18 protein-coding genes are annotated in these 17,421 nt (G+C 65.3%); 9 read left to right on the top strand and 9 right to left on the bottom strand.

The genetic code is table 11. The annotated features are described in order from the left end of the window. Position 1 precedes the first annotated feature (1 nt). The 4 genes from RhoFasB10_RS09645 to RhoFasB10_RS09630 are packed head-to-tail and all read left to right on the top strand — an operon-like array spanning position 2 to position 4,819. Positions 2 to 1,258, top strand: a complete 1,257-nt coding sequence (locus RhoFasB10_RS09645) for an acyltransferase (protein WP_167676194.1) — start codon at positions 2 to 4, stop codon at positions 1,256 to 1,258. Next, positions 1,255 to 2,799: a cellulase family glycosylhydrolase gene (locus RhoFasB10_RS09640; protein WP_346764374.1), complete on the top strand. Its 1,545-nt coding sequence runs from the start codon at positions 1,255 to 1,257 to the stop codon at positions 2,797 to 2,799. The genes RhoFasB10_RS09645 and RhoFasB10_RS09640 overlap by 4 nt, the downstream gene beginning before the upstream one ends. After that, positions 2,796 to 3,989, top strand: coding sequence for a lipase family protein (locus RhoFasB10_RS09635; protein WP_167676192.1), 1,194 nt, complete (start codon positions 2,796 to 2,798; stop codon positions 3,987 to 3,989). Before RhoFasB10_RS09640 ends, RhoFasB10_RS09635 begins: the two co-directional genes overlap by 4 nt. An 11-nt stretch (positions 3,990 to 4,000) precedes the next feature. Next, the gene (locus RhoFasB10_RS09630) at positions 4,001 to 4,819 is read left to right on the top strand and encodes a sialate O-acetylesterase (protein ID WP_167676190.1); all 819 of its coding nucleotides are present in this window, start codon (positions 4,001 to 4,003) and stop codon (positions 4,817 to 4,819) included. A 28-nt stretch (positions 4,820 to 4,847) separates the two neighbouring features. Here the strand turns inward: RhoFasB10_RS09630 and RhoFasB10_RS09625 are convergent, their stop codons facing one another. Beyond that, positions 4,848 to 5,867, bottom strand: a complete 1,020-nt coding sequence (locus tag RhoFasB10_RS09625) for a chemotaxis protein CheB (RefSeq protein ID WP_068422809.1) — start codon at positions 5,865 to 5,867, stop codon at positions 4,848 to 4,850. A 135-nt stretch (positions 5,868 to 6,002) separates the two neighbouring features. Between RhoFasB10_RS09625 and RhoFasB10_RS09620 the strand changes: the two genes are divergently transcribed. After that, positions 6,003 to 7,862: a CheR family methyltransferase gene (locus tag RhoFasB10_RS09620; RefSeq protein WP_308115234.1), complete on the top strand. Its 1,860-nt coding sequence runs from the start codon at positions 6,003 to 6,005 to the stop codon at positions 7,860 to 7,862. Here the strand turns inward: RhoFasB10_RS09620 and RhoFasB10_RS09615 are convergent. Then, positions 7,859 to 8,629: an ATP-binding protein gene (locus tag RhoFasB10_RS09615; protein ID WP_167676188.1), complete on the bottom strand. Its 771-nt coding sequence runs from the start codon at positions 8,627 to 8,629 to the stop codon at positions 7,859 to 7,861. The genes RhoFasB10_RS09620 and RhoFasB10_RS09615 overlap by 4 nt on opposite strands. Positions 8,630 to 8,828: 199 nt before the next feature. On the opposite strand from RhoFasB10_RS09615, the gene RhoFasB10_RS09610 reads away from it, so the two are divergent. Continuing rightward, a complete protein-coding gene (locus RhoFasB10_RS09610; protein ID WP_167676186.1) occupies positions 8,829 to 9,245 on the top strand; it encodes a hypothetical protein in 417 nt (138 codons plus the stop codon). Between the two features lie 3 nt (positions 9,246 to 9,248). On the opposite strand, the gene RhoFasB10_RS09605 is transcribed toward RhoFasB10_RS09610, so the two are convergent. After that, on the bottom strand, positions 9,249 to 9,968 hold the full coding sequence (locus tag RhoFasB10_RS09605) for a GAF and ANTAR domain-containing protein (RefSeq protein ID WP_068422823.1): 720 nt from the start codon (positions 9,966 to 9,968) through the stop codon (positions 9,249 to 9,251). Between the two features lie 251 nt (positions 9,969 to 10,219). Here RhoFasB10_RS09605 and RhoFasB10_RS09600 point away from each other — a divergent pair, with 251 nt between their 5' ends. Both RhoFasB10_RS09600 and RhoFasB10_RS26625 read left to right on the top strand, forming a co-directional pair. Then, entirely contained in the window at positions 10,220 to 10,594 is a 375-nt protein-coding gene (locus RhoFasB10_RS09600; RefSeq protein ID WP_068422826.1) for an Lsr2 family protein, read from the top strand. A gap of 97 nt (positions 10,595 to 10,691) precedes the next feature. Beyond that, positions 10,692 to 10,823, top strand: coding sequence for a hypothetical protein (locus tag RhoFasB10_RS26625; protein ID WP_261768936.1), 132 nt, complete (start codon positions 10,692 to 10,694; stop codon positions 10,821 to 10,823). 12 nt (positions 10,824 to 10,835) lie between these two features. Here the strand turns inward: RhoFasB10_RS26625 and RhoFasB10_RS09595 are convergent, their stop codons facing one another. From RhoFasB10_RS09595 to RhoFasB10_RS26130, 3 genes are read right to left on the bottom strand one after another with little or no spacing between them, the layout of a single operon-like run. Then, entirely contained in the window at positions 10,836 to 11,015 is a 180-nt protein-coding gene (locus tag RhoFasB10_RS09595; RefSeq protein WP_167676184.1) for a hypothetical protein, read from the bottom strand. 1 nt (position 11,016) lies between these two features. After that, positions 11,017 to 11,562 (bottom strand): DUF2231 domain-containing protein, encoded by a 546-nt coding sequence (locus RhoFasB10_RS09590; RefSeq protein WP_068422832.1) that lies wholly within the window; start codon positions 11,560 to 11,562, stop codon positions 11,017 to 11,019. A 10-nt stretch (positions 11,563 to 11,572) separates the two neighbouring features. Beyond that, entirely contained in the window at positions 11,573 to 12,571 is a 999-nt protein-coding gene (locus RhoFasB10_RS26130; protein WP_206030727.1) for an MSMEG_6728 family protein, read from the bottom strand. A 48-nt stretch (positions 12,572 to 12,619) separates the two neighbouring features. On the opposite strand from RhoFasB10_RS26130, the gene RhoFasB10_RS09580 reads away from it, so the two are divergent. Then, positions 12,620 to 14,041 (top strand): protein adenylyltransferase SelO, encoded by a 1,422-nt coding sequence (locus tag RhoFasB10_RS09580; protein ID WP_167676182.1) that lies wholly within the window; start codon positions 12,620 to 12,622, stop codon positions 14,039 to 14,041. Positions 14,042 to 14,109: 68 nt separating this feature from the next. On the opposite strand, the gene RhoFasB10_RS09575 is transcribed toward RhoFasB10_RS09580, so the two are convergent. Genes RhoFasB10_RS09575 through RhoFasB10_RS09565 form a run of 3 tightly spaced genes read right to left on the bottom strand, consistent with a single transcriptional unit; the run spans position 14,110 to position 17,410 of the window. Continuing rightward, on the bottom strand, positions 14,110 to 15,225 hold the full coding sequence (locus tag RhoFasB10_RS09575) for a serine hydrolase domain-containing protein (protein WP_167676180.1): 1,116 nt from the start codon (positions 15,223 to 15,225) through the stop codon (positions 14,110 to 14,112). After that, positions 15,222 to 15,842 carry a TetR family transcriptional regulator gene (locus RhoFasB10_RS09570; protein ID WP_167676178.1) on the bottom strand — a complete coding sequence of 207 codons (621 nt, stop codon included), beginning with the start codon at positions 15,840 to 15,842 and terminating at the stop codon, positions 15,222 to 15,224. The genes RhoFasB10_RS09575 and RhoFasB10_RS09570 overlap by 4 nt, the downstream gene beginning before the upstream one ends. After that, positions 15,839 to 17,410, bottom strand: coding sequence for a class I adenylate-forming enzyme family protein (locus RhoFasB10_RS09565; RefSeq protein ID WP_167676176.1), 1,572 nt, complete (start codon positions 17,408 to 17,410; stop codon positions 15,839 to 15,841). Before RhoFasB10_RS09565 ends, RhoFasB10_RS09570 begins: the two co-directional genes overlap by 4 nt. Positions 17,411 to 17,421: the final 11 nt, after the last annotated feature.

The raw sequence follows: 17,421 nt of genomic DNA, 5'->3' as shown, positions 1-17,421 counted from the left end.
GATGACCGCAACCCCTGACAGGACGGCCGCTGCCGCTACCGAGGCGGCGTCCACCGACAAGCGCCCGGCCCGCATCCTCGGACTCGACGGGCCGCGCGGTATCGCATGCCTGATGGTGCTCGCGGTGCACGTGGGCGGACACAACAGCCCGCAGACGGTCGCGACGTTCAAACTGGGTCTGCTCGGTCAGGGGCTCGTGTTCTTCTTCGCACTGTCGGGCTTCCTGATCTTCCTGCCGATGGTGCGACGGCTGTTCGCCGGAAAACCGATGCCCGACACCAAGAGCTACGCGGTACATCGCATCCTGCGTGTGTTCCCGGCGTACATCGTGATCTTCCTGCTGTGCAGTGTCGTGCTCCGTGCGGTCTTCGTCGAGAACGCTGCCGTCGCCGAACGGCATTTCACCGACGCGGGGCTCGGCATGCTGACCGATCCGCTCGCACTGCTGGCGAACCTGACGCTCGTGCACTCCTACATTCCGCAGTACCTGCAGACCGGTATCAACCCGTCGTGGTCGCTGTCCCTCGAGTTCGCGTTCTACATCGCGTTGCCGCTCCTGGCTGCGATCTCGTTCTACCTACGGGGGCGCACGAACATCCCTGCACCCGTTCTCGCCCTCATCCCGGTGGGGGCGATGTTCCTCATCGGCCTCACCGGCAAGCTGTACACGCAGAGCCGGGTGGAGGCGTCGGGAATCACGGATCCGCTGCTTCTGGACTGGGGCCCCAACGAGATCGCCGTCCTGAGCCGTAGCTTCTGGTCGCTCGCCGACAACTTCACGTACGGCATGCTCGTCGCCGTCGTGTTCGTGGCCATCGAACGCGGAGTCATGAAGGGCCGCCTCGTCACTCGGATGCGGTGGTGGGCTTTCCTGGCGATGATCCCCGCGGCGGCCCTGTCGCTGAAGCTGATCGACGACAACTCTCGCTGGCAGAGTACGTTCGTCGCCATCGGGTCCGCCCTGCTGATCCTGTTCATCATCGTGCCGCTGGCACGCGGTCAGAGGTCGAAGTTCGCCGAACTCGCGGATTGGGCTCCGCTGAGCTACATCGGCACCATCTCGCTCAGTGTCTACCTGTGGCACTTCCCGATTCTGATCATGGTCGGACGCTTCGGCTGGATGGCAGGCGACAGTCCGGCAGGCATGCTGTGGAACTTCGCGGTGGTGACGGTCGTCAGCATCGTCTTCGGCACCGTCACCTACCGGCTCGTGGAGAAGCCGGCGCTGACGTTGGCGCGTCGATACAAGTCCACGTGAGGCGACTGTTTCTCGTGGTGCTCGCCGGTGTGCTGCTGGCCGGATGCGCGTCGGCACCCGCCGTGCAGCAGAACCCGCTCGTGCTCGACGGCCCCAGCATTCCGGACCCGGGCCCCTCCGCTCCGGCCCCGTTGAAGCCCATCGGGTTCACCGGCGGCGCACCCCTGTTGTGGGCGAGTGAGGACGAGCTCGACCGCAGTCTCGACGCGGTGGCGGCATCCGGATCGACGCGCCTGCGCCTCGACATGGCGTGGCCTCTGCTCGAACCCCAACCGGGAGTGCAGGTCTGGGAGCCGACGGACCGCGTCGTCGATGCGGCTCTCGCCCGCGGTATCGAAGTGCTCGCGATCCTCGACTACACGCCCGTATGGGCTGCTGCCGATCCGTCGCTCGGGCTCACGAGCAAGCCGGCGTCGGCGCAGGAGTACGGTCGCTACGCGGGCCAAGTGGCACAGCACTTCTCGGGTCGCGTCCACCACTACGAGATCTGGAACGAGCCGAACGGCAAGATGTTCTTCGCGCCCTGGGCCGACCCCGAACTGTATGCCGACATGCTGAGGGAGGCGTACACGCAGATCAAAGCCGTCGACCCGGACGCGATGGTCATCGGCGGTGCGATCGGGGCCGTCGGTGACAACGAGAACACGATGAACGGCCTGACATTCCTGAAACGGATGTACGCGGCTGGGGCACAGGGCTATTTCGACGCGCTGTCCGTGCATCCGTACTCGTACCCGGGCACGCTGGTCGGAACCGAATCGATTCCCGACGGCGCGTTGCGGATGATCGCCGACATGCGTCGCCACATGCTCACGCACGGTGACGACCAGAAGCAGATCTGGGCTACCGAGTTCGGCTCACCCACGGATGTGGGTGCCGGAATCACCGAGGACCGTCAGGGCGAGTTGATGACGTCGTTCATCCACGAATGGAGTCAGCTGTCGTTCGCGGGACCGATGTACGTGCACGAGATTCGCGATCGGCTGGCCGGCTCGGACAATCCGGAGGACAACTTCGGGGTTCTGCACCGTGATTTCACTCCGAAGCCTGCGTACACCGCACTGACCTCGGCCATCGAGTCGGGCATGCTCGACGATCCGGACTATCTGGCCATGAACGCTGTGGCGCAGAGCATTCCGTCACTCGGTGAGTCGTTGACGCCGGTGTATCCGGGGCACGATCGTATCGGCAGGCCTTACGTGGCGCAGGAATTCGCCGGTGGTGTGTTGTTCCGCTCGGCGAACGGTTTCGCGATGTCTCCGAATCAGGTGGCGTCGACTGTTCTGGCGTCCGGGTTTCTGCCGGCAGGGCCGTACGTGCAGGGCATGCAGCAGTTGGACGCCGACGGCGGTGCCCGCGTGTTCCATTCGGAGCGAACGGGTGTGCACGTCGTGCGCGGAGCGATTCTCGACGCGTGGACGCCGGAGATCGGTTACCCCACGTCGGAGGAGTACCAGGACGGTACCGGGCGGGTGACCGACTTCGAATTCGGCCGCATCCGGTGGGAAGTCGACTCGGGAGCGCAGGTGCTGGCGCGATGAGATCCAAACTTGTTGCCGTGCTGTCCCTGTCGCTCCTGTTGACGGGCTGCGCCGCCACTCCGTCGCTGTTCGCCGTCCCGGGGATCGCCGCGTTCGCGCTCCGGGACAGACCGCCGGAGCCGATCGAGATCGCGGAGAACGGCACGGGCCCGGGCTCGATCGTCAGCGCCGAGACGATGCCGAGTCTTCCGTGGAGCGTCACTCGGTCCGGACTGAACGCGGCGCGGGTGGTCTACCGAAGTGTCGGCGATGTCGAAGTCTCCGGCAGCATGTTCACCCCTACCGGGGACGCCCCCGACGGAGGCTGGCCCGTCATCTCGTTCGGCCACGGCACGACGGGGATCGACGAGGCGTGCGGTCCGTCGCTGTCGTCCGACCTGCTCGGCGTGGCGCCGCTCGTCGCGGGATACACCGCGGCCGGATTCGCCGTCGCCATCACCGATTACGAGGGTCTAGGGCATCCCGGTGTGCACCCGTACCTGGACAACATCGCAGCGGGCTACAACATGATCGACGCGGTTCGTGCGCTCGGGCACGTGTTTCCGAACGTGTCCAACCGGTGGGTCGCCTTCGGTGGCTCACAGGGCGGTGGTGCAGCGTGGGCGGCCAACGAACAGGCCGGGTACGCACCGGAATTGGAGATGCTCGGATCGGTGAGCCTCGCTCCAGGAGCCAACATGGCAGGGTTGGTCGACAAGGCGCAACGAGGAACTCTGACCGCAGATCAGGCTCCGCTTCTGCAGTGGGTTCTGGAGTCACTGTCGAGAAAGCTACCGGGCCTGGACCTGGACCTCTACCGCAGTGGCAACGCCGCCGCGGACTGGGACGCACTGAGCGCGTGCACCCCGGACGGGGCGTCGGCGCGCAGTGAGGCGGCGAAGCGGATCGGTCCGACGGACCTGGCGCCGAAGACCGAGGATGCGGCCGGACTGTTGCGCTACTTCCTCGACGAGATGTCCGTCCCGCAGCAGGGTGCGACTGCTCCGATGCTCGTGGTGTACGGCGACGCGGATACGTACATCGATGCGGCGTGGACGGACGAAGCCGTGAGAAGGGCGTGTGCGCTGGGAGATACCGTCGCGATCGATCGACAGCCGGGGAAGGGACACGGCGACGTCGACGGCACTGCGGTGAACCATTGGATCGGTGAACGATTCGCCGGCGAACCCGCCGTCGACGACTGCAAGTGAAGGACAGGGCCGTGAGTCTGCGAAGGAACCTGGAACTTCGTGCGAAGGACGTCGTCAAGCGGCGGCTGGGTACGGGCCTGCCGGCGGAACCGTTCACCGAGCCGTACCTCGTCGTCGCGGTGATGGGGCAATCGAACGCGCACGGCGCGGGCGTCGGACTGGATCGCGACGGCCTGGACAAGCCGCACCCGCGGGTGCATCAGTGGGCGTCGTCGGGTCGATCGAAGAACACGATCGTCGCGGGCTGTGACCCGCTCTTCCACGAAGTACCCTCCAAGGCAGTCGGATTCGCGACGACGTTCGCACGAAGCCTCGCCGACGACACCGGTCGGCCTGTCCTGCTGGTTCCCTACGCGCGCGGCGATTCGGCCTTCGCGCGCGTGAACGGAATTTCCTGGGACCCGGCGGACAGGGCGGCCCGTGTCAATCTCTTCTGGAATGCATTGGCGCGCATCGAATCCGGGCTCGCGCTCGTTCCCGGCAACAGTCTGGCTGCGGTGCTGTGGCATCAGGGGGAGAGCGACGTGCCGCTGACCCCCGGCCCGGTATATGCGCAGAAACTGGATTCGGTCATCGACACCGTTCGTGGTCGGTTCGGGGAGGTGCCGTTCGTGATCGGTCAGATGGTGCCCGACGAGATCGAATCCGCGCATCCGGACTATCCGGTGATCGACGCGGTCCATCGCGACACCCCGCGTCGTCGAGGCAGCGTCGTCTACGTGCCGGGGCCGCGCGGGCTCTACAACAGCGAGACCGAGAAGATTCACTACAACGCCGCCGGGCAGCGCGAACTCGGTCGGCGAATGTGGGACAGCTTCGCGAACATGTAGTTGCGCTCGGCTCGTGGCGGACTGAAACCTACTGCCCCGTGAACGGTTGCTTGGACAGGGCTGCGCTCAGGGTGTCCGCGGCCTCTCGGGCCTCGTCGGCGTTCCGGCGGTACTTGTCTTGCAGTGCACCGGGTTTCGTGCGCTTGGCGAGTGCGGTCGCGAGATTGGCGCGCTCGTGCAGGCTGCGCAACGCGATGGAGAGCGCCTGGTCGACTTGTTCACTCTGCGCGTCGAGGAGCGCCGGGCCGGACCAGGCGTGTCCTATCCGGCAGCGATAGTTGTTCTTGTCGTCGATCGCGAGTAGCGCACCGCCGCAGTCGGGACAGACGTAGCCGGACGGAGGCCCGAGGTCGTCGGCGGTCGGGTGAGTTTCGAAACGATTGCTACGGGCGATGTCTTCCTCGAACTCGAGCAGTCCTGGCACGGACGCTCCGGCAGGCTCCATTCCCCGTCGAACGTCCTCGGTCTCGACCTCCTTCGGGAGATCGAGGGCGGCCACGAACGGTCCGATCTTCGCGACAGGAAGGACATGGTCGACGCCGATCGTCTCGATGGCGTGGCACGGCAGCGTCGAGTAGAGGGCGTCGTCGGGGTCCTGGGCAATGGTGACGCCGCCTCGTTCCGCGATCGCGGCGAGGCCGTCGACACCGTCGTCGCCGACTCCGGACAGCAGGACACCGACGCCGCGCGAACCTGAATGCAGTGCGACGGATCGAAAGAGAGTGTTGATCGACGGCCGATGTCCGCTCTCGGTCGGTCCCTCGCTGAGGTGGATCGTGCCGTTCTCGACGAGCAGGTGTCGGTCGGGCTGGGCGGCGTAGATGACTCCGGGCTTCAGCGTCGTGCCGGTTTCTGCCGTGACCGCAGGGAGCAGACCGGAACGATCGAGAATCGAGGGGAGTGCGCTGTTTCCGTGCGCAGGCATGTGCAGCGCCACCACTACGGCGTGCGGGAAGTCGCTCGGCAGGTGCGCGACGAGGGCAGTCAGGGCCTCGACGCCGCCGGCGGAGGCGCCGAGGGCGATGACGGCTGGACCGTTCGTAACCACTTCCTCAACCTACCCGGCTGCAGTGGTTCTCACCGGAATACTTCGGCCCGAACCCACGGGGCGGGTCCGATAAGCGAGAATGAACCCTGTCATTGCCGCGCGACGGCAGTCAGCTGCGGTGTGAAAGGACTTGGTGTGGCCGAGGAACTCGACGACGATTTCGAGGCGCTGCTGCGGTTTCTGCGAGATTCGCGCGGTTTCGACTTCACGGGGTACAAGCGAACCTCGTTGATGCGTCGTGTGCGCCATCGCATGGACCAGATCGGATTCGAGAATTTCGCCGACTACCTCGATCATTTGCAGGCGAGTTCGGACGAGTTCAGTGCCCTGTTCAACACCATTTTGATCAACGTGACGGCGTTCTACCGTGATCCGGAAGCGTGGGACATTCTCAAGACGATCGTCATCCCGCAGCTGCTCGCGCAGCGTGGCCCCGATGACCCGATTCGAGTCTGGAGCGCCGGATGCGCGACCGGTGAGGAAGCGTATTCGTTGGCGATGCTGATCGCCGACGCCGTCGGCCCGGAAAGCTTCCGTCAACGCGTCAAGATCTACGCGACCGACGTCGACGAGGACGCGCTCGCCGAGGCCCGTCAGGCGTCGTATCCCGCCAAAGCCGTCGAGAACATCCCGCCCGAGCATCTCGAGCGCTACTTCGATCAGGACGGCACCCGGTACGTCTTCAGCAAGGATCTGCGTCGGGCGGTCATCTTCGGACGCAACGATCTGGTGCAGGATGCGCCGATCTCGCGGATCGACCTGCTGGTGTGCCGGAACACGCTGATGTACCTGAACGCCGAGACGCAGCGTCGGGTACTGGGCCGACTTCATTTCGCGCTGGCGCCGCACGGCATTCTTTTCCTCGGCCACGCCGAGATGCTGCTCAGCCACAGTGATCGTTTCGCGCCGTTCGATCTGAAGAACCGGCTGTTCCGTAAGGCGATCGATCAGCGCGGACTGTCGATGAGGCCCTCCGGCGACATGCTGACCAACGGCGGACACGACGACGTGCCCGGCGTCTCCAACCTGCGCGATCTGGCTTTTCGGTTCACGCCGGTCGCGCAGGTCGTGCTGACCGGCGACGAGACCGTCGCGCTCATCAACCAGCAGGCCGAGTCGTTGTTCGGATTGTCCGCTCGCGACGTCGGACGGCTGCTGCGTGATCTCGAGCTGTCGTATCGGCCCGTCGAGCTGCGCGGGTACGTCGAGCAGGCCAAGGTCGAGCGACGGTCGTCGAGAATTCGCGACGTCGAATGGCTGCAACACGGAAATCAGCCGATCTGGCTGGAGATCCACGTCAATCCGCTGATCGACGCGGGCAACGGTCTCGTCGGGGTGTCCATCGCGTTCTTCGACGTCAGTACCACCCGTGCGCTGCTCGACAAGGTCGAGGAGACCAACAAGCAGCTCGAGAACGCGTACGAAGAACTGCAGTCGACCAACGAGGAACTCGAGACCACCAACGAGGAATTGCAGTCGACGGTCGAGGAGCTCGAGACCACCAACGAAGAGCTGCAGTCGACCAACGAAGAGCTCGAGACGATGAACGAGGAGCTGCAGTCGACCAACGACGAGCTGAACGAGATCAACGGAACTCTCGGTGACAAGACCGTCGAGTTGACGCAGGCGCAGGAGTTCTTCGATTCGATCCTCGATTCCGCCGACGTCGGCATCATCGTCGTCGACCGCGACATGCGGGTGACGGTGTGGAACCGGGCGTCGACCGAGTTGTGGGGCGTCACCGAGCAGGAGGCGCGAAGTCGGCAGCTGTTGAACCTGGACATCGGGCTGCCGACGGCCGAGCTGCGTCCGTTGATCGGCAACGCATTGGTCGACGAGAGCTATTCGGGCAGCATCCAGCTCGACGCGATCAATCGCCGCGGTCGGCCGGCGCAGGTGACGGTCAGATGCAGCCCGTTCAAGGTTCACGACCGCGAGATCAGGGGCGCAATGCTGCTGATGCAGGCCGATGGCGCCGCGGGCGGTTCGAGCTAGTCGGTGGTCAGGGCCCGGTACTGCTCCGGGCCCAGCACTGCCCACACCGTCTTCCCGTCGTCGGCAGGCGCGGTACCCCACGAGTGGGAAAGCGACGACAGGATCGCCAGCCCCGAGACGTAGACGTTCGACGTCGCCGCCGATTCGCGCAGAAGTGCTGGAGCAGGGTTGCCGTCGCGCATCGCGAGGGTGAGATGATCACCGCGTAGCTCGATGCGCAGGTCCAGGTCGCTGTCGGTGTGCTGCAGTACGTTGCCGACCAGCACGGAGATGACGCATCGCGCGGCTGGGATGCAGTCGGCCCGGTCCCATTCTGTCAACGTCTCCGTCACCAGATCTCGCATCTGAATCAACACCGAGGGGGTACGCGGCCGCTCGAACCGGGCGCGTAGTCGAGGGGATGGTGCGGACAGCCCGGAATGGACGGCCTCGATCGCTGCGGCGACGCTGCTGTGGACGGACACGTAGCGAGTGATGGCGTTGCGGGTGAGCTCGCGGCGACGCCGATCGGAACTGGCGACGACGGCCAGCGGAATCCCCGGCCAGCGGCGGAGCAACCAGCTGGCGCTCGTGAGAACAGTCCATGCGGATTCCGTTGTGGCCGCAAGCTGGTCCACTTCGGCGATGACCGCTGCGGGCGAATCGGTCGCATTTTTGACGAGTGCATTTCGGACGGGCAAGTAACTTCGCGCGTCGAGAACGCCGCAAAAATGCACGACAGGGATCTGGCTGACCCACTCGGTCGTGATTGCTACTTCTTCGGACAACGGTCTGCCTAACGGAAGTGCCTCTGAGCCATGACAATTGGCATCGATTCGGACGCGGGACAGCTCGTGCTCGACTGAACGCGGTCAGGGGTGAGTCTACTCCTCTTCCACGCAATACGATTGCGCCCGAGATAGGCATACAGTAGGGGCACCGACGTCGACGAAATTGGGTGGAACGGATGTCTGGATGGGTGGCTCCGTGACTGCCGAAAGAGCGCCGGTCGGTCCGGTGGAACGAGGGAATGCAGCAGCCGCCCGAGCGCGGGAGCTGCAGCAGCGGCGTCTGGACTTGAAGTCCGGTAAACCGTGCACGCCCGAGACCGCGCGGTCTGCGCAGACCCGCGCGGACATGGCGTACGAACGTGCTGCGCGAGCGCATCTCGCCGCCTCCGATGGTCACTACCGGGCGTCGATGGCGCACGTGCGCGCAGCAGAAGTGCACGAGCGCGCCATCGAACTGGGCTTCGGAGACGCGGACGAGCATCGGAAGGCTGCTGCCCAGCACCGCAAGGCGGCCTGGGAGAACAACATCGCCGGTGCGGTCAGTCAGCGGGAGGCCGAATCGGATTTCGCGTCCGAAAGTGTTCAGCGACAGCGGGATTCGGGCGGTCGCTGATCCCTATCGCCGTTTCGGGTGTTCCGAGGCGACGAGTTGTCCGGCAAGCTGGACGACGGGGACGTTCTGGTCCTGGGACAGCTTGCTCAGTAGACGGAAAGCTTGAAGCGCGTCCAGTCCGAAGCGTTCCATGACTATTCCCTTGGCTTGTCCGATGATGTCGCGTGACACGAGTGCGGACCTGAACTGCTCGTCTCGACGGGCCCCGGAGATACCGACTGCGGCGTGCGCGGCGAGGGCTTCGGCTTCGTCGACGACTGTCTCCCCGAATGCGTGTGGCGTTTCGGAGTACAGATTGAGTGCTCCGATCGAGTGCTGGTCGGTGTACAGCAGGATCGACACGCTGGAACGGACCGGTGTGCTGTCCAGCAGGGCCGCGGTCAGCTCGGGCCATCGGGACTCGGTCGAGTAATCGTCGACGAGAACGGTGCACCTGTTGCGAATGGCATCCAGGCACGGGCCGTCGCCGACGGTGTTCTGGACACGATCGATGAACTCGGAAACCGCGCCGGTAGGCGCTTTCGCCTCGAACGTGTGCTTCTTTCCGTGGCGCTGCAGCAAGCTGATTCCAGCATGGTCCACACCGGGAACGAATCGCGTGGCACCGGCTGTGACCTCGGCGATGACGTCGTCGGCTGTGTGTGAACCCGAGCCGCTGGACGCGTGCATCGTCCGTGCCAGATCCGCGATCGCGCGCCGCACCGAATGTGTGTTCGTTTGCATCCGGGCCTCCTCTGCGAGTAGTGATCCGATTCCTACCCTGTCACACCAGGAGCCTGTCGGCGATTGCGTCTCGGAAACGAAACGCGGCACCGCGCTGCATTCGTACCGAAAGGTTCGCCGCGTCGGAATTGTTCCGAAATATGTGGAATCCGTCGCGTTTTTCGGCGATGTCTGTCACTCCGATTCACGTTTCTGGACCTACAGTAGTTAACCTGAGGCTCACTCATCGAAACTTCGGAAGGTATCGCAACGTGGCGAAGCAAGTGATCTACGAATTGATCGACGACATCGACGGCACTGCAATCGATGAGGGCCAAGGTGAATCCATCGAGTTCTCGCTCGACGGAGTCGACTACGTGATCGATCTGAAGAACAAGAACGCCAACGACTTTCGCAAGAAAATCGACTACTACGTCGGTTATGCGACGCGGGTCGGCGGACGCAAGAGAAAAGCCGCTTCGGCCGGAGTGACGACGAAAGCCGCATCGAAGGCTGCCGCGCCCGTGAAGCGCGATGCATCGCAGACTCGGGCCATCCGTCAGTGGGCCGCCGACAGTGGCTACGAAATCAACGATCGTGGCCGTATTCCGGCTGACATTGTCGAGGCGTACGAGGACGCGCACTGACGCGTCGACAATTGCCTGCGATTCGCTGCCGACGTGAAGGTTTCACGCCTTACCATCGGAGCGGATCACAGGACGGACACCGACGAGAAGAGGGCCCATGGGATCGGCAGATTTCCTCACCTGGCTGCACGAAGGAGCGAGCGCGGGCGACCCGATTCGTGGGCCCCTCTACGTCATCACGTTCATCGGGCTGGGTCTCGCCCACATTCTCGGCGGCGGAACCTTCTAGAGCATTCTCGAGCTAGGCCGTTTCGAGCCATTCGGCGAGGTCGTGCAGTTCGGACTCCGTCAGGTTCGCTTCGGTCAGAGCTGCGAGCGCGTCGGGATTCAGGTTTTCCGAACTGCCGTCCGCGAATCGGCGCACCCCGTCGGCGGTGACTCCGCTGGCCTTCAGTGCAGCGAATCGGTTGTCGACGGCCATGTCACACCCCCGCGGCGACTGCGCGGGCTGCGACTCCGCCGCCCATGTTGAACCCGAGGTGTCCGCCGAGCGCTCCGGCGACCCCGGCGACGGTGAATCCCGCGAGCGCCAACGCTTTGGCGGTCTTGTCCGGCGTCGAATTCACTGCTTTCGATCGACGGCGATACGACGCCGCGAACAGCCCGGCCGCGACCGCATTGCTGCCCGCGTGGATGAGGCCCACGCGTCGCTGCTCGCGAGTCAGAGTCGACCAGGTCGCCCAGCCGGTCGCGATGGCCGTCGGGGCGGCGATGAGTCCGGCGCCGATCAGCAGGCGCGAGGCTTCGGCGTTACCCCCGGTCAGGTCGAGAAGCACAGCGCTGCTCCACGTTCCGACGGCCGAGTACGCCAGGATCGGATGCATCGGGTGTCCGACGAAGGTCCCTCGGAGCAGCCCGTCCACGGGTGAGCCGTCCAATGCGGACCGCAACTTCGTGGCCACGGTATCGCTGACGGGGTCGAGCAGTGACGCTTTTTCCAACGGCAGGAACAGCGGAGTCAGGTTCATACCCGGTCGGTTACCCGCGCTCGGAGCTCGTAATCGTCAGCGTCGGCAATTCGGACAGCTCGGGCGGTATTTCTGCGCCGGTGGTCACGACGAGGGAGAAGTCGGAGGGGTCGATGGCCTGGCCGCGTCGAAACCAGCGGATTCGTCCTGGATCGGTCTTCTCGACGGCCATCGCCTCGCGGTCGAGTTCGCCGGGCGTACGGGCGACCGATGTCGACACGGTCCCTCCCTGCTCGGCCGTCGCGTCGGGTAGCGGATCGTCGGTCAATTCGTCGCGATCGAGTATGCATGCGGTCAGTCCGGCACGCACCCGACTGGCCGCTATCGTGAGCGTCGACGGTTCGTCGAACTGGATGTCGACGGACTCGCCTTTCTTCAACCCTCGCAATGCATCCCACGCGGGGTACCCCGGTTCGAGCATGGCGGCACCGGGTGCTCCGACGTCGAGAAGATGGCCGACGGTTTTCGTCGGCGTCTCCGAGGTCAGTGGGTCGCGTCCCACGCGAAAGGGCAACGGCCACACGGGGTACGGCGGTGCGGGCCATACGTATCCCGGCTCGCCGGACCATTCCTTCGGATAGAGCTCGGGAGCCTTGTTCGCCAATGCCCGTCGGTGGCTCTCGTGGACGGCGTCGTCTCCGAGCCATGGTGGCAGGCAGCCCTCGCGACTCAATTCAGCGAAGGTGCGCGCAGTGCCGTAGTCGAGAAATTGTGGCTCGAGCGCGTCGGCATGACCGCGCGCTGCCCATTCCCGGCACGTCGCGACGCCGTAGGCAACGAGCGCAGGCGTGAAGCCGCGCCACATCGTCACTGCGGGGTGTCGTTTCCATCCGTAGGTCGGCCAGATCAGGGCGCGCAGAATCTGGAAGGTTTCGACGCGTTGCTTGCCGAGGCGCTTGTCGTCGAGCGCCCGCGCCGAGCGGACGAAGCCGGCATCGGGAAGAAATGTCTGCACGGTGGCGCGTGCCCGGATGGTGGGGGGCGTAAACGCACGTGCACGAGAATCCATAGCCCTCTATGTATTTCTATGCACATGGGGAGGGTTACTCTCGAATTCATGGCTGCACCGACCTCAGTTCTCCCCGGACTCGAAAGCACCTACGCCGACGAGCTGAGTGACCTCGTCGTGCCGTGGCAGGGCGCGGAAGCTCCGGAACCGCGAATCCTGGTGTTCAACGACGCACTCGCGTCGTCGCTCGGTCTGGACGCCGACGCCCTTCGCGGCGCGCCGGACGTCCTTGCCGGTGCGACGCCTCCGGACGGGGCGAAGACGGTCGCGATGGCGTACGCCGGGCATCAGTTCGGCGGGTTCGTGCCGATGCTGGGTGACGGTCGGGCGCTGCTGCTGGGCGAGCTGAACGGCCCGGGCGGCCGCGTCGACCTGCATCTGAAGGGGTCGGGTCGTACGCCGTTCGCGCGTGGCGGCGACGGATTGGCCGTCGTGGGCCCGATGCTGCGGGAGTACGTGGTCAGCGAGGCCATGCATGCCCTCGGCATCCCGACGACGCGCTCGCTCGCCGTCACCGCCACCGGCCGCAGCGTCATGCGCAGTGAGCCGGAGCCCGGTGCCGTTCTCGCGCGCGTCGCGGCCAGCCACTTGCGCGTCGGAACCTTCGAGTTCGCGGCCCGGCGCGAAGGCCAGCTGCAGCTGCTCGCCGATTATGCGATTGCCCGGCATTACCCGCATCTGACGGGTCGCTACCTGGCGTTCTACGAGGCGGTGGTCGACGCGCAAGCCCGGCTCGTCGCGCAGTGGATGCTCACCGGATTCGTGCACGGGGTCATGAACACCGACAACACGACCATCTCGGGGCAGACGATCGATTACGGCCCGTGCGCGTTCGTCGACGCGTACGACCCCTATGCGGTGTTCAGCTCCATCGATCACGGCGGGCGCTATGCCTTCGGCAACCAGCCCGGTGTGATGCAGTGGAATCTGGCGCGCTTCGGCGAGACGCTGCTGCCGCTCGTCGCTGCCGATCCGAACGACGCGGTGCCCGCCGTCACCGAGGTGCTCGAGAGCTACGCGGACCGGTACGGCCGCTACTTCGCCGAAGGTCTGGCGTCGAAACTTGGTGTCACACAGGTGGAGCCGGCTCTGGCAGATGATCTGCTGACGCTCATGCGTGAGAACGGCCTGGACTGGACCGGCACCTTCCGTGCGCTCGCCGACGAACTGCGCGGTGCGGCAACGATTCCCGACGTCCTGGCGCCGTGGGTCGAGCGTTGGCGCGGCTATCTGCCCGACGACGTCACGGCCGTCGCCGACGCCATGGACCGCGTCAATCCGATCTACATCCCGCGCAACCATCTCGTCGACGCGGCGCTGCGCTCGGCGACGGCGGGCGACCTCGGCCCGTTCGAGACGTTGCTCGACGTCGTCACCCACCCGTTCGAGCGGCGTGACGACCGGTCGGAGTACGCCGAGCCTGCGTCGCAGGTGTTCACGGAGGGTTTTCAGACTTTCTGCGGTACCTGACGTGCGCGCGAATGTATAGCCCGCTATACATTCGCGCGCACGAGGGGTAGCCGGCTGTACATTCGCGCTCACGTGGAGGAGTAGACCGCCGTCAGATACTGCTCCGCCCGTTCCGACCCGACGATCCCCGGCCCCATCTTGTTCATCACGTACGAGAAGGTCATCCGGCTGTCCGGGTGCACGACGGTCAGCGATCCGCCCCAGCCACCCCAGAAGCAGATACGGCCGTCGGGGATGTACGGGACTGTATCCGGCTGCGGCAGTGCGTAACCCATGCTGAAGCGCAGCGGAACGCCGAGCGCCAGATCGACGCCGTTCGTCTGTTCGTCGAACGCGAGGGCAACCGCATCGTCACTCAGCAGGCGCACCCCGTCGACCACTCCGCCACGCGCGAGCGCCGACATGATCCGCGCCACCGACCGTGCATTGCCGTGCCCGTTCGCCGCACCGATCTCGGCTCGACGCCACTCGGGCGTGTTCGCCGACTCTGCACGGACGGCAGGGCCGAGGAACGTGCGACGACGAACTTTCAACGGGTCCGGTACGATGTCGGTCGGAACCGGAGGCGGAACGACGTCGGCGATACGTGACCAGTCCTGTTCTCGGGCACCGATCTGGAAGTCCGCGCCCAGTGGCCCGGCGATCTCCTCGGTGACGAACTGTCGCAACGTCTTTCCGGTCACGCGTCGTACCAATTCGCCGACGAGGGCGCCCTGGCTGACGGCGTGATAGCCCGACGTCGTCCGCGAATCCCACCACGGTTCCTGCACGGCGAGACGAGCAGCGGCCTTGTCCGCGTCGTACAGATCCTCGACGACGCACGGTCTGTCCCAGCCCGATACCCCGGACGTGTGCGACAGGATGTGCCGTACCTCGACGGACTCCTTTCCGGCGGCGGCGAATTCGGGCCAGTACTGCGACACCGGCGCGTACGGATCGAGCAGGCCGCGATCGAAGAGCATCAACGCCGCGAGGTTCGTCACCAGCTTCGACGTCGACCATACGTTGACGATGGTGTCCTCGGTCCACGGCTCGGAACGGGCGAGATCGCGGTGACCACCCCACACGTCCACGACGCGCCTGCCGTCGATGTCGACGACGATCGAGGCGCCGAGCTCTTCTCCTGCAGCGAGATTCGCGGTCAACACGTCGTGGACCCGTTCGAAACCGGGCTCGACGATCATCGCCGGCCACCGAGAAGTCGGTGGACGGCCAGGTCGACGTATTCGTCGGCGACGTCCTCGATGCTCATGGCTCCGTCTCCGTGGAACCATGCGCTGATGCCGTTGAGCATGTCGGTCAGCGCGAACGACGCCAAACGTGCGTTGCCGACGGTGAATTCACCCGTGCGCATACCCGCGGCGACGACATCGCGGACGCGTCGCTGATACCGACGGCGGTAGTCCTCGATCACCGACCGATGCTCGGGAGTCAGCGACGCCAATTCGTGTAGTCCGACAATGTATTCCACGCGTCGACTGTTCAGGTGAATCAGGTGCGCGCGCACCAGCGCCGACAGCCGTTCGGTCGGGGTGCCGGGTGCATCGAGCAGGGGCAGCGTCTGTTCCGCCGGTTCCTGAGTGACGGTGAGGCACACCGCGAACAGGATCTCCTCTTTCGACGAGAAGTGGTGGTACAGACTGGCGCCCTTGATCCCGACGGCGTCGGCGATGTCTCTCATGCCGACGGCCGCGTACCCGTCGCGCGCGAAGATCTCCGCCGCCTTGGCGACGATGTCCTCGCGGCGTCGACGCGTCCGGACCTGGCGGGGGAGTTCCTGGGCGTCGTCGGGCAGTGTCACACGGTCTCCTGCACGGGTTCGGTCGGCGCCAGCGAGCGCAGTTCGCGTTTGAGAATTTTGCCCTGCGGATCGACCGGCAGTTCGCTCACGATGTGTACCGCCTTCGGCGTCTTGTACGACGCCAACTGCCCGCGGCAGTGTTCGATGATCGCTTCCGGATCGGGCGCGGCGCCCTCGGCGGGGATGACGAACGCGGTGACGGCCTCGGACCAGTACGGATCGGGCATTCCGACGACGGCAGCACGCAGCACGTCGGGATGCGCGTGAATGGCCCGCTCCACTTCCTGCGACGACACGTTCATACCTCCGGTCTTGATCATGTCCTTCATTCGATCGTAGAAGAACAGATTTCCGTCGGAGTCGATGCGGACCATGTCGCCGGTGTGGACCCAGCCGCCGTCGAACACCTCGGCGGTCTTGGCTTCGTTCTTGAAGTAGCCGAGCATGACGGACGGAGTGCGGCACAGCAATTCGCCGATCTCGCTGTCGTTGCCGTCGGCGTCGACCACCTTGATCTCGAGGTGTGTGACCGGCTTGCCGATCCACGACGCGTCGCCGCCGGGGATGTCGTCGAGCGTGGAGAACCAACCGACCGAGCCGAGTTGCGACAGCTCGGACTGTCCCCAGTAGGTGCCCCAGATCGCGTCGGGTGCAGCCGATGCCCATGCCGAGATGGTGTGGGGTGCGACCTGGCCGCCGTACGTCATGCACCGGCGTACCTGTCCGACCGCGGCCGGGCCGAAGCTCTCGTCTCGCGCCAGCGCCATGTAGAACGTCGGCGTCTGCGCGATGACGGACACTTTCTCGTCGGCGATGATTCGCAGCGACTGTGCCGGATCCACGGTCGCAGGCAACACCAGGGTTGCGCCCATCAGCGTCAGCGTGGTCATCGAGCCGAGGCCTGCGATGGTGTGGAACGGCATGACGAACAGCCACGTGTCCTCGGGTCCGGTGCGCAGCCCCCAGCTCCACGCCGGTGCCGTCGAGACGAGGAAGTTGCGGTGCGGGATCATGACGCCCTTGGGTGCCGCTTCGGTTCCGGAGGTGTAGATGACCATGGCGACGTCGTTCTCGTCGAGGTCGACGTCGGGCTCGGTCGTCGGAGTGTTCGACGTCAGCTCGTCGTAGTTGTCGCCGAAGGTGACGAGCGTGGTGCTCTCGGGCTTGACGGCCGTGATGACGTCGGCGAATGCGGGATCCGCGACGACGACCGTCGGCTCCGCGTGTTCGAGCTGATGACGCACCTCGGGTTCGCGGTACATGACGTTGATGCCGGTGAACGCCGCCCCGACCTTCAGCGTGCCGTAGTAGGCGACGACGACGTCGACGCTGTTGCGTGCCATCGATGCGACGCGGTCGCCGCGGCCGACCCCGAGGTCGATCAACAGGTTTGCGAATTGGTTTGCGCGCGTGTCGAGTTGACCGTAGGTGGTGACCTGGCGGGTGCCGTCGGCGCTGTAGCTGATGAACGCGGTCTTGTCCGGGTTGGTGCGCGCGTGGCGGCGGAGTTGATCGCCGATCGTGGCGCGACCGATTCGGTTTCTGAACTGACTGGCAAGCTCGGGCATCGGTGGTCTCC

The sequence above is a fragment of the Rhodococcus sp. B10 genome, from assembly GCF_011770055.1.
GTDB classification, from domain to species: domain Bacteria; phylum Actinomycetota; class Actinomycetes; order Mycobacteriales; family Mycobacteriaceae; genus Rhodococcoides; species Rhodococcoides kyotonensis_B.
Note: the sequence above shows the minus strand (reverse complement) of the source record. Positions and strands in the feature narration are given on the sequence as shown.